This is a genomic window from Filimonas zeae (assembly GCF_014641615.1).
GTDB lineage: Bacteria > Bacteroidota > Bacteroidia > Chitinophagales > Chitinophagaceae > Filimonas > Filimonas zeae.
On the sequence record NZ_BMIB01000002.1, the window covers coordinates 657520 to 672754 of the forward strand.

Sequence of the window (15235 nt, forward strand, 5' to 3'; positions counted from 1 at the left end):
TTGGTGCCAAATTGGAAATAAGCTATGCAACTATCTTCGTTATTGCAACGTTTTAACGAGCCTGAAACATTGAAAATGGCCAAACTGGGCCGTGAGCTGAGAGCAAAAGGCGTAGACGTAATTGATCTGAGCCTGGGTGAACCTGATTTTGATACCCCTGCACATGTGAAGGAAGCGGCTGTAAAAGCCATTGCCGACAACTGGAGCCACTACACGCCCGTTGCGGGTTTCCTGGACCTGCGTGAAGCAGCCTGCGCCAAGTTAAAACGCGACAACAACCTTGATTATAAACCCGAGCAGATCATTACCTCAACCGGTGCCAAGCAAAGCCTGGCTAACGCTATTCTGGCGGTAGTAGATGATGGTGAAGAAGTGGTTATTCCTACGCCATACTGGGTAACTTATTCTGAACTGGTAAAAATTGCCCGTGGTAAAGTGGTAGAAGTAAAAACTTCACTGGAAAGCGGCTTTAAAATTACCCCTGCACAACTGGAAGCGGCTATTACGCCTAAAACCAAATTGTTCCTGTTTTCATCGCCCTGTAACCCTTCCGGCGCTGTTTACAGCAAGGCCGAACTGGAAGCACTGGCTGCTGTTTTTGCCAAACACCCCAACATTTACATTATCTCTGATGAGATTTATGAATACATCAACTTCGTTAGCGAGCATGAAAGCATTGCGCAGTTTCCGGAGCTGAAAGACCGTATTATATTAATTAACGGTTTAAGTAAGGGCTTTGCCATGACTGGCTGGCGCTTAGGTTACACTGCTTCTAACGTGGAAGTAGCTAAGGCTATGGAAAAAATTCAGGGCCAGATGACCAGTGCAACCTGTTCTATTACCCAGAAAGCAGCAGTAGCAGCCTTAACAGGCGATCTGAAGCCTTCTAAAGAAATGACAGAAGAGTTTACACGCAGAAGAGCCAGAGTACTGGAACTGGTAAAAGATATTCCCGGTTTCAAATTATTCCAGCCTGAAGGCGCATTCTATATTTTCCCGGATATCTCCTACTACTTTGGCAAGTCTGATGGTACAACTACCATCACCAATTCTGCCGACTTTAGCATGTATCTGTTAAATACAGCACACGTGTCTTCTGTAATGGGTGATGCTTTTGGCGAGCCTAAATGCGTTCGCTTCTCCTTTGCCAACAGCCTGCCTAACATTGAAAAAGCATGGGCACGCATTAAAGAGGCACTGGCTAAGCTGAAATAGTATATAATTATTTACATAGTATAAGGCCGTTCCTTTGCAGGAGCGGCCTTTGTTTTTTGCTTACGGCAATACTTTACTATCATCAGCACGTTTACTTTACACCCGCCAACTGCACCCGCAAAACCTGCACACTGCACCCGGGCAGCAAAATTCCTTTCTCCGCAGTACCTGTAAGCGGTGCATCATCATCTGTTACATTCATATGCCATTGCGCTTCTGCAGCGTCCAGTAGCTTTTCTATGCATTGGTAATCATCGGCAGGCGTATATCTTACAGGTGCATCAGAAAAATTAAATAAACACAGTATACGCTCCCATCCCTTATCATCCTGCCGGAGCATAGCCAAACCTGCATCTGCAAAAACAGTTATGTCTATATTGTTTTTATTCAGGTTCTGAAACAGCGGGTTGGTTTGGCGCAGTTGAATCAACGCTTTATACCATTGCAGTAACAAACGGTGTTCGCCGGCTTCCGGCTGCTGCCAGTTAAGCTTACAGTCGGCAAACACTTTTTCATCCAAAGCATCCGGTGGCTCTGCATCCCACTGAAAGGCTTCAAACTCCTTTTTACGGCCTTCCCGTAACGATTGTCTCAACTGCTCATCGGAGTGGTCGGCAAAAAAGAAAAAAGGCGTAGTTGCCCCAAACTCCTCTCCCATAAACAATAACGGAACATAAGGCCCCAGCAGCACAGCTGCTGCTGCCAGCTGCAGCCGTTTATAATCTACCAGCATAGATAACCTTTCCCCATTGGGGCGGTTACCAGCTATGTCATGGTTCTGGCTAAAGGTTACAAACCGGCTACCAGGTATACCGGCAGAAGATGCTCCGTGCCGCCGGTTGCGAAACTGCACCCACTCCCCGCTATGCACAAATCCCTCTTTATAGGCTTTGGCCAATTGCTGCATACGTCCAAAATCTATATAATGCTTCTGCCCCTCTTCATGCAGCAAAACGTAAAGGGCATGATGCAGATCGTCCAGCCACTGCGCGGTAAATCCAAAGCCTCCGGCTTCCGGGTGTTTAATAACCCGTGGGCTGTTTAAATCACTTTCTGCTATCATATACAATGGCCTGCCTAACTGTTGTTGCAAGCACTGCACGCGGTGGTAACAGTATTCCCAAAAAGGCACTGCACCGCGGTCGTATACCTCATGTATGGCATCTGCCCGCAAACCATCTATATGATAATGTGTAAACCAATGCGTAATATTATCGGCAAAGAAATCCCGCACCCCATCACTCCATTCACCGTCGAAATTGATGGCATCGCCCCAGGGTGTATGGTATTTGCCTGTAAAATAGGGGCCATATTCACCCAGATAATTCCCCTCCGGCCCCAGATGGTTATATACCACATCCAGCAACACGGCAATACCTTTTTTATGGCAGGCGTTTACCAGCTTTTTCAATCCTTCCGGCCCGCCGTAATTGTTTTGTACCGCATACATAAATACACCATCATACCCCCAGTTGCGCGTGCCTGGAAACTGCGCCACCGGCATCAGCTCAATCGCATTCACGCCTATCTCTGCCAGATAATCCAGCCTGGGTATAATGGCTTCAAAAGTACCTTCCGGTGTAAAAGTGCCTACATGCAGCTCGTACAGCACCAGCTGGTTAAACGGTAAACCACACCAGCCCGCATCTTCCCAGGCAAATGAGGTATGATGTACTACTTCAGAAGGGCCATGCACACCTTCCGGCTGGTAGTGAGAAGCGGGGTCAGGCACATCTTTCCCTTCTTCCGGCTGGTAATAATAGCGTGTTCCTTCCGCCACATTGTTAAGGGTAATGGCAAAATAGCCCGACTCATTTTTTGTCATAGGCAATAGCTGTTCCTGTGGGTATACCACATGCAGCTGCATGCTTTTTTTTTGTGGTGCCCATACCGTAAAAGTGTATGGCCTGGTAGTTTTCATATGTTATCTATCTATAGTAGTTAAAGCGTATCCAGTTCAATAATTACCCCTTCATCTCCGGCAAGGTTAATGGTATTGCTGATAACCTGCCCTTCCAGTTCCGGCGAGGTAGCCAATATTACTTTGCCCTTTATAACAACAGAAGCGGGGGTAAAATAACAGGGTCTGTGGCTCAGGTTCAGCACTACCAGATAACTTTGGGCCCCTTCTTCCTCGCGCAGATAAGCCAGCATTTGCGTATCAGAATATACCCGCTGGTAACGACCGCGGTATAGTGCAGGCTGCGCCTGCCGTAGCGCAATAAGCCGTTTATACAATAACAGTACAGACAGTGGTTCCTCTTTCTGGTGCTGAACATTGGTGCGGTTAAAACCACTATCCAGCCGCAGCCACGGTGCAGCATCGGAAAAACCGGCGTATTCGCTATTGCTCCATTGCATAGGAGTACGGGCGGGATCACGACTCAGGTTTTTATCCGGCATATTCAACCCCTGCGGATCTTTTACTTCGTTAAACGGAATGGGTACATCCCGCATACCTATTTCTTCCCCGTAATAAATGGTGGGCGTACCTCTCAGCGTAAGCAACAGTAACGCAGCTACCCTTGCCTGCTGCTGCCCTACCCGGCTGCTGATGCGCGGCTGATCGTGATTGCCCAGCACCCAGTTGGGCCAGGCATTCTGTGGCAAAGCCCCTTCGTACAAATCAATGGCAGCTGCAATTTCTGCTGCATTCCAGGGCATGTTCAGCAGCATAAAGTTAAAAGGCAAATGTGCGCCTTTATTGTCTACGCCATAATAAGTAACCAGTTTGCTTATGGGCAGGTATATCTCCCCTATCATCATACGATCGTCGTAGCCATCCAGCACCTGCCGCATTTTACTTACAATATCGTGTACTTCGGGCTGGTCGGTGGAGTATACCGGTAACAATTGCTCGTACGTTGCCATATGTTGCTGATAAGCCGGATTGGGCGGATTGTCTCTCAGCTGTTCATCTTTTATCATGTGCCACATTACATCCACTCTAAAGCCATCCACCCCTTTATCCAGCCAAAAGCGCATTACCTGCAGCATGGCTTCCTGCACCTGCGGGTTACGCCAGTTTAAATCGGGCTGCTTTACCAGAAAAGCGTGGTAATAATACTGTTGTGTGGTTTCATCCCATTCCCATGCACCACCTCCAAACATACTCAGCCAGTTATTAGGCGGCAAGCCATCCGGCCGCGCATCTTTCCATATATACCAGTCTCTTTTCGCATTATCGCGTGAGGAGCGGGATTCAACAAACCAGGGATGTTCGTCAGAAGTATGGTTAGGCACCAGATCCAGAATCAATTTCATTCCCGCTGCATGCACCTCCTGTACCAGCTTATCAAAATCGGCCAGATTGCCAAACAATGGATGAATATTGCAATAGTCGGATATATCATAGCCAAAATCGGCCATGGGCGAAGGATACAGGGGCGATATCCAGATAGCGGTTACGCCCAGCCATTTCAGATAATCCAGCCGTTTTAGAATGCCGGGAATATCTCCTACCCCATCTCCGTTGCTGTCCTGAAACGAACGGGGATAAATCTGATAAATAATGCCTTTCTGCCACCAGAGGCAGTGTTCTTCAGGTTGCGTCATGTTATAGATTGTTGCTGATAGCACCACCAATCATATACCAGTTTTTTGCGCAACACGTTATCGGCAGGTAACACGTTGATGAGTAAAATCATCCCCATTCATGGCAAAATGCCTGATGGTGGGCTCCTGGAATAAAACAAGCCCTGAACACAATTAAAACCCGATACAAACACAAGGCCGCATCAGATTGCTGACACGGCCTTTGTGTAAGGAAATGTATTTAATTAATGGGAGCGGCAACCGAACCTGTTTCTGTAACCACTTTCTTTTTCTTACTTACTTTCTTCAGCCCGTACACATGAATACCAAACTGAGCATCTGCCTGGCGGCTGCCACCAAACAACAAGTTAAAAATGCTACCCGAACCAAAGAACACCGGGCCCAGATGCGCGCCTAAACCTACATTGAATTTAGTAAGCTGGCTGTAGTTCAAAGGCAGGTATATGCCTATGGTTTTCTTTTCCCAGCGTGGGGTAAGGCTAACGCTGTTGTAATAAGTGCTGTTGTATACTTTGGTTTTGTTGCCCGCCAGACTTAACTGTGTAGCCAGGTTTACATAAAACCCTTTTTCAATATAATAATCTGCATCTACATGCAGGGCCGTAGGCAGGCTTACGCTATATTTTTCCGTGTTGGCATGTCTGGTAAAAAACTGGTTGCGGCTGCTGAAGTATTCGCTGTAGTTATCTACCTCCACGCCTTTCAGTTCGTTAGGATCGTACCATTCACTGCCTTTAATATGAATATCGTAGTTGCCGCTTCTGTCAGCATCGGGGTTAAACTTCAGCCGGCCAATATCTGTTATTGCCACACCCACACGCAGTTTATACTTGTTCACTCTGTCGTTCCAGCGCTGCGCATCTTCGTGCAGCTTTTCGTAGTCGGGTCTGAATTCATATACAAAGCCCAGATCGGCACCAATACCACTGCTGTTGAATTTGGTAAGGTCACCAATTTCAAAACCATCCGTTTTAACACCGGAAAAGCCCATGCCTATCTGCCCGGTAGTGTTTACCAGATGCGAACCTGCTTTACTGGCATCAAACTCTTTTACGCCATTAAAATCGGTAACGTTTACATAAGCATTACCGGTGCCTGCCAGGTATTTTACCGTAATACCTGCTTTTACAAAGTGCTTTCCTTTATCCAATACTTCACGCGCTACGGTAGCACCAAATTCCGTCCACCCGGTGGCATTTATACGCATGCTGCCGTTAGAGGAAATGGTGTAAGGATACTGTGTACCAGGCAGGTCTTTATCAATAATCTGCCTGGCCAGCCTGCCATCCAGGTCTCTGAAGTTCATCAGCAGCCTGCTGCGTGTGGTAACCGCAAAACTGTACTTGTTTCCGGCGTTAAACATTACTGAGGGGCCGTGTAAAGCCAGGTTGGCCAGGCCATTGGCTTTACCATTGTTTTTACCAAATAACTGTGCGCTGATGGCGCTATCGCCCTTGAATGAATGGCCAATGCCCGACAGTTTAAAAGATGCCTCTTTGTTACCTGCCTGGGCCTGAATAGCCAGCATGTTTACATCAAACCGGTAACGGCTGTCAGCAATAGCCGCCGGGTTAAAAAATACACTGTTTACACCTGCGTAATTGCTGGTTCTGAGTCCGGGAAAATCCTGAGCGTTAGCGGTTGCAATACCTGCTGCCCACAGTGCGGCAACGGCCAGGCCAAGCCTGCTGTTTGTGTTCATGGTCATAAGAGATCGGGTTGTGTTCTGTCAAATCTGGTTATAAATAAGAATAACTGTTTTGCTATAGCGTAGATTATTGCAATAAGCCCCCCTATGGCAAACGGGTGCAAACATACAAACCGGCTGAACGATAGCCTACCACCTGTTTCAGGGAACTTTAATTAGCTTTGCCCGATGGAGTCTAAATTAATCATGTTCGAAAACCGGCTGACAAAGGTGTACAAACACACAGGCAAACTGGCCAGACGCCAGCAGATTGCCTGTTACAGGGTGTACGATCATGACCTGCCGGAGTTTCCGTTTTGTATTGAGCTGTACGAAGACAAGGTATACCTTGCTGAATACCTGCGCAGGCATGGAATGGATGACGAAGCACATGAAACCTGGCTGGATGAGTGCCTGGCTGTTATAAGCCGTGTGCTGGCTATTCCGGCCGATCATATATATGTACGCCAGCGTAAACGCATGAGCCACCGCGGGCAGGACCAATACGAAAAACTCGCAGGCGAAAAAGAGTTCTTTACTGTAAAGGAAAACAATCTGAACTTTCTGGTAAACCTTACCGACTATCTGGATACAGGTTTGTTTCTCGACCATCGTATTACCCGTAAAATGGTACAGGAGCAATGCGAAGGCAAACGGGTGTTAAACCTGTTCTGCTATACCGGCTCTTTCTCGGTATATGCTGCTGCCGGTAATGCTGCTTCTGTAACATCTGTTGATTTATCTAAAACTTACCTCAGCTGGGGAGAAGATAATTTTGCGGCCAATGCATTAACCAATCCTGCAAAGTTTCATTTTGTACATGCGGATGTAAAGCAGTACCTGAAAACACTGAAACCGGGGGAGTTTGACCTGGTAGTGATGGACCCACCCACCTTCAGCAACAGCAAGCGTATGAAAGACTTTCTGGATATACAGCGAGACCATACAGAGTTAGTTAATGATGTGCTATATGCGCTTACACCAGGCGGTGTATTATACTTCAGTACCAACTATACCAAATTTATACTGGATACCGAAAACGTACGGGCTAACGATATAAAAGACATTACCCGTGCTACCACCCCTTTCGATTTTGAAGGCAAGCTGAAGCGCTGGTGTTATAAAATAGTAAAGCCGGGTAATTAATTCCCGGCTTTACTTATTAATGCTTCATGTACCTGCAACACCTGCGGTATCAGCAGTTCCTGTTCATTGTTCTCCACCACAAAATCGCACAACCGCATTTTAATATCTTCATCTATCTGCCTGCTCATACGGGCCAGCACCTCTTCCCGTGTTACGTTATCCCGCTTCATTACCCTATGTATACGTAATGGTTTGGGCGCAAAAACCCCAATTACATAATCCAGATCGGTAGCCGTTCCGGCTTCAAAAAACAAAGCTGCCTCCTTTACTGCGTATGGTGTTTTTTGCTGCTGCATCCACTGTTCAGCAGCCTTTATAGTAGCGGGGTGTACCAATGCATTCAGCTGTTCCAGTTTAAAGGCATCGTTAAAAACAATACCCGCCAGCAGCTTCCGGTTCAACTGCCCGCCTGCATACACTTCATCGCCAAAGGTGCGCATAATAGCTTGTTGCAACTCTTCGTCTTTAGCCATTATTTCTTTAGCAGCCGCATCAGCATCAAAAACCGGAATGCCAAGCACTTTAAATATACCGGCAACTGTGCTTTTACCGGAACCAATGCCTCCTGTAAGTCCCACTTTCAGTATCATACAGATGCCCTGTTAAATTGGGCCAGACAAAACTATTCTATTTCAGCTTTGCTTTCAACTGTTTGATTTCTTCGCCCTGCTGCTGTAGCTGTGCGCCTTGTTTTTCAATTTTCTTATTTTGCTCAATAATATACAGGGTAAGTTCTTCTATCTTCTGCAACAACTTAGTTTGTTGTTCTCCCACTTCAACACCTTCCTTCTGCATTTCAGCAGCGGGCGTTATGCCCGGTAAATGCTGATTGGCCTTTACATACTGCTCTACGGAGTCTAATGAGGGTAAGTGGTAGCCTTTTTCAAATACAAAGTCAGCACCGGTAGTATTTACAACCAGTTTGTTGGCGCGAATGATTCCGTTTACATCCAACTTATAGTTAGCATTGGTTTGTGTGGTTTTGCCAATCAATACATTGCCTCCCTGATCCTGTAACGTTAGCGGGCATAAAAAATTCACATTATCATAAGCCGTCTGAATAGCAGCATATCCGGCAGTTGTATTGGTACCAACTCCTCTTATACCTATACCAGCTGCCCCGGTAATCTGTACACCATTTCCACTGGTAGCTTTCAATCTTGTACCATTCATGGCCGTAACCTGACCGGCTGAAATAGTTGATCCTGAAACATAAGCCGTGCCGTTTACATCCAGTTTGTAAGCTGGCGTAGCAGTGCCTAATCCCACATTTCCATTAGCTATAGCACTGATAGCAAGATTGGCACCCGCAATGGAGTAAGGAGTACCAACATATAAGCTCCATTCATCCGTCATAGGCGAAAACTTATTAATCGTAACATCATTACCTGTAACATTTAAGGTAGTCCAGGCCAGGTTGTGGTTAACAGATCTTACCCGGATGTAAACCACTTGTGCATCGGTAAGCACCCCGCCTGTACCAATAGCTCTTATTCTAAAGCGGGGATTAGTGTACTCGGTATTACAATCAATCGTAAAATTGGCAGATGTTCCCAGATATTTATTACTATTCACCTTTCCTGCTTCACGCCAGACTGCAGGATTGGAATGAGAAAGACTGGCCCGGAACGTGGCTGCGGCTGCCATATTGCCCCGGGTGTAGGTAATAGAAATTTCGTAGTTGCCTGAGGCCCACGCACTCATCGGATTAGCCTTTACAAATTCAACATAGTCGCCTATAGCGTATCCTCCCGGAAAAGTAACCGTAGTAAAATAATCCAGATTAGTAGTGGTAAATTGAGCGCTTCCACTCAAAGCCATAGCAAAAATCACTGTTAACAGCAGTACAATTTTTTTCATCTATAAGATTTAAGGTTGTTTTCAGATATAAAAAAACAGCTGTATCAAAATTATGCATTTGATACAGCTGTTCCCCAATTACAAGTAATTACCTGTAAATAATTATTTATTTGCTGTCTGCAGCAGCAATAGTACCTGCGTTTGCTTTTTGCATAGCGGTAGTCCATTCCTGGCTCAGCGCAGATTTTTCTATTTTAATATAGCTGCCCGGGCTTACTTCCAGCTGCAGGGTATTATCGTCGTTTACTTTGTTGATAGTACCGTGTATACCGGCAATGGTTACAATTTTGTCACCCTTTTGCAGGTTATCAATAAATTTCTTCTGCTCTTTCGCTTTTTTAGCCTGGGGGCGAATCATGAAAAAATAGAAAACCACCATAATACCACCCATCATAATAAAGGTTGGTAAAGGGCTTCCCGCCTGGCCCTGTGGCGCTGCTAATAATACTGAATACAACATGAGCGTTAATTGTATAAAATTGAAAATTCGTGCAAATCTATTGCTTTAGGCAATACCTGCCCGTTTTGTTTTACTTGATGTCCTGAATAGTTCCGGTAAATACCAGTTCAAACTGCTGGCGCGGCCGGGTATTGGCCGTTACCATAATGTTTTTACGCAGGTTACCGGGATGCGATTTTTTGGTATCAAAAGCGCCGGTTACCATGCCCTCTCCACCCGGTGGTACCGGTTCTTTGGTATATCCGGGAATGGTACAGCCACAACCCGCTACCACATTGGCTATTACCAGCGGGTACGAACCGGTGTTTTTAAACCGGAATTTCACCTCCGATTTTTCTCCCATGGTAAGAGAACCCAATTCTACCAGCGAGTCAACCCATTGTATAGTGGTAAAATGTGCCGTATCCTGCTGCGTTTTTTCTGCTGCAGCATTTACTCCCCCGCCTTTGGCAGAGCCTGAAGAATTGTTGCAGGCAGTTATACCCGCAACCGCTAAACACATACCAGCAATCAGCGCTTTCATTTTCAATCGGTTATTTATTTTTTAAAGTCGGTTTTGTGCATTTTGTCACCTGCCACCAGCTCTTTGTGTATACCATCCAGTATACCATTCACAAACTGTCCGCTCTGTGGGGTGCTGTATTCCTTGGCAATATCAATGTATTCATTAATAGTAACCTTGGGCGGAATAGTATCAAAATACAGAAACTCTGCCACTCCCATCTGCATCAGAATCATATCCAGCTGGGCAATCCGTTCTGCATCCCAGTTTTTCAGCTTGGGCTTTATCAGTTCCTGCAGGTGTTCTCCCTTCTCAAGCACGGTATTCAACAGATCACGTGCAAACTGCCATTTTTCCGTACCCATCATATCGGTAAGGTCATAGGCAGAAGATTTCTGCAGGTAGGCCGGCATCAGCTGGCTCATCATTTCCGCATCATCATCCCAATTGGTAAAATGCTCTTCCACAAAAGATAAAAAATCTTCGTCAGGCAGCATCAGATCGGTAAAAATAAAACGCAGAATGTCTTTTTCCGCCTGTTTATCGTCGCGGTTATCTACCTGTATATAAGTCTGGTAATCTTCCGTATCTACCAAACGCAGATACATCTTTTTAATCCAGTCTGCACTATCCACACTTCCTGGCATAGTGGTTTCCACGGCTTTACGGTAAGTACCGCTTTCCAGCACTTTCCATAACTGCTCGTTGCCGGCAATTTTGGTGTTAACACTCAAATCTTCTTTGGTAGTAAGATGTTTAGATGCTCTGTGCTTGGCATCTATTTCGGCGTACTGCGCCACCTGGGTAATAAAATGTAGCAGGTAAACAAACAATTCACGGGACTCTTCCAGCTTTTTCGATAAAGCCTGCACCGGGTTTTTTCTGGCTTTTTCGTCGTCCATCACCTCAAGGGCATAGACCAGTTGCATCACCTTCACCCGTATATTTCTTCTGCTAATCATGAAAAAAGAACTTTAAAGGCGGCAAAGATAGCAGATTACCCGTTACGTATAAAACAATTGACATACTGTATGTCAATAAGGCTGACGGCTTGTCACCATCCTCCTTAGCATAACCGGTATTTGCGACAAACCTGGCAGCATTTTTACCCTACTATCGCCCGGCAACAGACCAAAAATGTAATTTTGACCTGTTTTTGCGCCCCGGCACAGAAATCGTTAACATCCTTTTGTCAAAAAATTTTAAAAAACAGATACATTATGGCTACCAAAAAACTCAATGTTACCCCTCTTCACGACAGGGTGATCGTAAAACCAGCTCCTGCCGAAGAAAAAACTGCGGGTGGTATCATCATCCCCGACACTGCTAAAGAAAAGCCACAACGTGGTACTGTAGTAGCTGCCGGTACCGGTAAAAAAGATGAACCAGTTACTGTTAAAGCGGGCGATACAGTTTTATATGGCAAATATGCAGGTACTGAAATCACCATCGAAGGTGCTGAATACCTGATTATGCGTGAGAGTGACATCCTGGCAATCGTTTAATTGCGAAGTCAAAAGTTGAAAAGTATAAGGTCAAAAAACGACTGTTCTTTACATTTTTGAATTTAAAAGTTTGAATTTTTAATTCCCATAACTATGGCAAAGCAAATCTACTTCGACATCGAAGCAAGAAATAAAATGAAGAAGGGTGTTGATACCCTGGCTAACGCAGTGAAAGTAACCCTGGGCCCTAAAGGCCGTAACGTGGTTATCGAGAAAAAATTCGGCGCTCCTGCAGTTACTAAAGACGGTGTTACCGTTGCTAAAGAAATTGAACTGGAAGACGCTATCGAAAATATGGGTGCGCAGATGGTTAAAGAAGTAGCCTCTAAAACTGCTGATATTGCAGGTGATGGTACTACTACTGCTACTGTTCTGGCTCAGGCTATCATCAGCGAAGGCCTGAAAATGGTGGCTGCTGGTGCAAACCCGATGGATCTGAAACGCGGTATTGACAAAGCGGTTCAGGCTATCGTAGCTAACCTGGCTACCCAGAAAAAAGATGTTGGCAACAACAATAAAATGATTGAGCAGGTTGGTACTATCTCTGCCAACAACGACAATGCTATTGGCAAACTGATTGCCGAAGCAATGGCTAAAGTAGGCAAAGAAGGCGTTATTACCGTAGAAGAAGCTAAAGGCACCGATACTACTGTTGATGTGGTAGAAGGTATGCAGTTCGACCGCGGTTATATCTCTCCTTATTTCGTTACCAACAGCGAGAAAATGGAAGCAGATCTGCAGAATCCTTATATCCTGATCTACGATAAAAAGATCAGCGCTATGAAAGATATCCTGCACATTCTGGAAAAAGTGGCTCAAAGCGGCCGTCCTTTAGTAATCATCTCTGAAGATCTGGAAGGCGAAGCGCTGGCTACCCTGGTAGTAAACAAACTGCGTGGTACACTGAAAGTAGCTGCTGTTAAAGCACCTGGTTTCGGCGACCGTCGTAAAGAAATGTTACAGGATATTGCGGTGTTAACTGCAGGTACTGTTATCAGCGAAGAAACCGGCTTCAAACTGGATGCTGCTGATATCACTTCTTTAGGTCAGGCTGCATCTATCACTATCAACAAAGACAACACTATCATCGTTGGTGGTAAAGGTAAAAAAGCTGATATCACTGCCCGTGTTAATCAGATCAAAGCTCAGATCGAGAATACTACTTCCGACTACGATAAAGAAAAATTACAGGAGCGCCTGGCTAAATTAGGCGGTGGTGTTGCTGTACTGTACGTAGGTGCTGCTACAGAAGTAGAAATGAAAGAGAAAAAAGACCGCGTAGACGACGCTTTACACGCTACAAGAGCGGCTGTTGAAGAAGGTATTGTTCCTGGTGGTGGTGTTGCTTATATCCGTGCCGTTGAGTCTCTGGATAAAGTAAAAGGCGCCAACGCTGATGAAACTACCGGTATCCACATCGTTCGTCGCGCTGTGGAAGAGCCACTGCGTCAGATTGTAGCCAACTGCGGTCTGGAAGGTTCTATCATTATACAAGGTATCCGTGAAGGTGAAGCTGATTACGGTTTCAACGCACGTACCGAATCATTCGAGTACCTGTTTAAAGCAGGTGTTATCGATCCTACTAAAGTTAGCCGTGTAGCGCTGGAAAACGCTGCTTCTATTGCTGGTATGCTGTTAACCACCGAGTGTGTGGTTGCTGATAAGCCAAAACCTGAAGCTGCACACAGCCACGCTCCTGCTCCTGGTATGGGTGGTATGGATTATTAGTGGTGAGTTGGCAATTGCCAATTTACAATTATCTTATAAAAAAGAAAGCTGTCTCCAATGTTTTAAACATATAGAGACAGCTTTCTTTTTTTAACAGAGTACTTTATATTTTATTTCAGCATTCCGCTGGTCAAAGGATAATACGCTTTATTGTTAACCATTACAACAGGTGTAGAAGTACTGGTGGTATACTGTTCCCACGGAAGTGTTCTTTTGCTGATACCCGTAAAGCCATCATATACCGTAATACTGTTAACAGCAGGGCTGGATACAAACAATTCGTTTTCGGCGTACACAAGACCGCCGCCAACATACGGGGCGTCCCAGATAACATTACCTGTAGCTACATCCACTGCACTTACAAAACCGCTGCCGTTCAGATAAGTTCTGGCATTTCCGTTCATCAGAATTCCCTGTGTCAAAGATTTACCTCCCATCGTGCCTGTTTTCTGCCACACAATCGTTCCTGTTTCCGCCTGAATACAATATACCGCCGTCTGCAACCCATCATTGCTTCCCTCATTACCACTTGCCAGTAAATAATTCTGATAAAAGCCCAGAGAATTTGCGGAAAAGTTTACACCACTTACTTTACGTTCCCACACCCTTGCTCCGGTTGCCTGATTTATCGCCTGTAAATATCCGTTAGAACTCTGCACAATTAATAACTGATCCCATGTGTACATATTAGCATTAATCTGAACAGGATTATACGATACATCATCAGAACGCCGGGCTGTATACTGCCACAGCAAACTGCCGGTAGTTTTAGTAAATGCCGCTATAGTTCCATCCGAACCAGACGAAGAAAAAACTTTATCCCCCTTCACAAACAGAGGTGCCTGAGACGTATTAGGTCTGCCAATTAAAGCCGACCAGATTGTATTCCCATTGCTGGCATTCAGGGCAAACAGGGTGTTATCCATAAAGTCGCCGTTAACATACAGCACCCCACCTTCATACACCAGAAAATTATTGTTGTGAATATCATCTACCTTGGTATTCCAATACAACACGCCGGTTCTGGCATTCATAGCAGCCACCTGACGTCCCGAACAGGTAAACAAAGTGTCATTTACTACAACAGGCCGGGCAATGGAGCTCATGCTACTTATATCGTAGTTATTTTTCTCCCAAAGCTGGGCACCGGTATACATATTAATGCAGTATATCCTGTTATAAGCAACGTTATCTGTATAATAAATAAACCCTTCTATTTTTCCAAGATGAAAGCTGTCACTGGCATTTTCATTTTTATTACTCTCATTATAAGCAACTACTCTTCCGTCATAAATACTGTCTGGTGAAAGCCCTGTAAGGGTGTCTGTAAGCGTTACCAGATTTTCACGAACAAGTATACCGTTAACCCAAACATCATATCGGATCGAAGTAAATGGTACTTCTGGCTCATCCCATTCAATAACAGCTAATTGATCCGAACGAAGAAGCACTCTGCAGTCAAAACTAAATTCGCTGGCAGTACCAGAATGAGTGCTGGTTACAATTTCTTTTTTACTACATGCAAAAAAAGCGCAGGCTATAAGCCAGATAAAGGTTGTTTTTAAGAGTTTCATATT

At 45.2% G+C, this 15235-nt stretch carries 13 protein-coding genes; 4 read left to right on the forward strand and 9 right to left on the reverse strand.

The features are described 5' to 3' along the window. The first annotated feature begins 24 nt into the window (after positions 1-24). Positions 25-1215, forward strand: a complete 1191-nt coding sequence (locus IEY13_RS09500) for a pyridoxal phosphate-dependent aminotransferase (protein ID WP_188951741.1) — start codon at positions 25-27, stop codon at positions 1213-1215. A 91-nt stretch (positions 1216-1306) separates the two neighbouring features. Here IEY13_RS09500 and treZ read toward each other — a convergent pair whose 3' ends face one another. The 3 genes from treZ to IEY13_RS09515 all read right to left on the reverse strand — a co-directional run bounded on the left by treZ (position 1307) and on the right by IEY13_RS09515 (position 6478). Then, positions 1307-3136, reverse strand: coding sequence for a malto-oligosyltrehalose trehalohydrolase (treZ, locus tag IEY13_RS09505; RefSeq protein ID WP_188951742.1), 1830 nt, complete (start codon positions 3134-3136; stop codon positions 1307-1309). Positions 3137-3156: 20 nt separating this feature from the next. Continuing rightward, complete coding sequence (locus tag IEY13_RS09510) at positions 3157-4770, reverse strand: alpha-amylase family glycosyl hydrolase (protein WP_188951743.1); 1614 nt, start codon at positions 4768-4770, stop codon at positions 3157-3159. A 220-nt stretch (positions 4771-4990) separates the two neighbouring features. After that, entirely contained in the window at positions 4991-6478 is a 1488-nt protein-coding gene (locus IEY13_RS09515; RefSeq protein WP_188951744.1) for a DUF5723 family protein, read from the reverse strand. Between the two features lie 168 nt (positions 6479-6646). On the opposite strand from IEY13_RS09515, the gene IEY13_RS09520 reads away from it, so the two are divergent. After that, the gene (locus tag IEY13_RS09520; protein ID WP_229687804.1) at positions 6647-7603 is read left to right on the forward strand and encodes a class I SAM-dependent methyltransferase; all 957 of its coding nucleotides are present in this window, start codon (positions 6647-6649) and stop codon (positions 7601-7603) included. On the opposite strand, the gene coaE is transcribed toward IEY13_RS09520, so the two are convergent. The 5 genes from coaE to nusB form a co-directional block, all read right to left on the reverse strand. Then, positions 7600-8193, reverse strand: a complete 594-nt coding sequence (coaE, locus tag IEY13_RS09525; RefSeq protein WP_229687805.1) for a dephospho-CoA kinase — start codon at positions 8191-8193, stop codon at positions 7600-7602. The two genes, IEY13_RS09520 and coaE, sit on opposite strands and share 4 nt — an antisense overlap. A 37-nt stretch (positions 8194-8230) precedes the next feature. Beyond that, positions 8231-9463, reverse strand: coding sequence for a TMF family protein (locus tag IEY13_RS09530; protein ID WP_188951745.1), 1233 nt, complete (start codon positions 9461-9463; stop codon positions 8231-8233). Positions 9464-9569: 106 nt separating this feature from the next. Next, positions 9570-9923 carry a preprotein translocase subunit YajC gene (gene yajC, locus IEY13_RS09535; protein WP_188951746.1) on the reverse strand — a complete coding sequence of 118 codons (354 nt, stop codon included), beginning with the start codon at positions 9921-9923 and terminating at the stop codon, positions 9570-9572. 70 nt (positions 9924-9993) lie between these two features. Beyond that, complete coding sequence (locus IEY13_RS09540) at positions 9994-10446, reverse strand: DUF1573 domain-containing protein (protein ID WP_188951747.1); 453 nt, start codon at positions 10444-10446, stop codon at positions 9994-9996. A gap of 14 nt (positions 10447-10460) precedes the next feature. Beyond that, positions 10461-11387 (reverse strand): transcription antitermination factor NusB, encoded by a 927-nt coding sequence (nusB, locus tag IEY13_RS09545; RefSeq protein ID WP_188951748.1) that lies wholly within the window; start codon positions 11385-11387, stop codon positions 10461-10463. 258 nt (positions 11388-11645) lie between these two features. Between nusB and IEY13_RS09550 the strand changes: the two genes are divergently transcribed. Together IEY13_RS09550 and groL are read left to right on the forward strand one after the other, a co-directional pair. Beyond that, on the forward strand, positions 11646-11930 hold the full coding sequence (locus tag IEY13_RS09550; RefSeq protein ID WP_146830462.1) for a co-chaperone GroES: 285 nt from the start codon (positions 11646-11648) through the stop codon (positions 11928-11930). A gap of 93 nt (positions 11931-12023) precedes the next feature. Then, complete coding sequence (groL, locus tag IEY13_RS09555) at positions 12024-13658, forward strand: chaperonin GroEL (protein ID WP_188951749.1); 1635 nt, start codon at positions 12024-12026, stop codon at positions 13656-13658. 110 nt (positions 13659-13768) lie between these two features. Here groL and IEY13_RS09560 read toward each other — a convergent pair whose 3' ends face one another. Then, positions 13769-15232: a PQQ-binding-like beta-propeller repeat protein gene (locus IEY13_RS09560; RefSeq protein WP_188951750.1), complete on the reverse strand. Its 1464-nt coding sequence runs from the start codon at positions 15230-15232 to the stop codon at positions 13769-13771. Between the last annotated feature and the right edge of the window lie 3 nt (positions 15233-15235).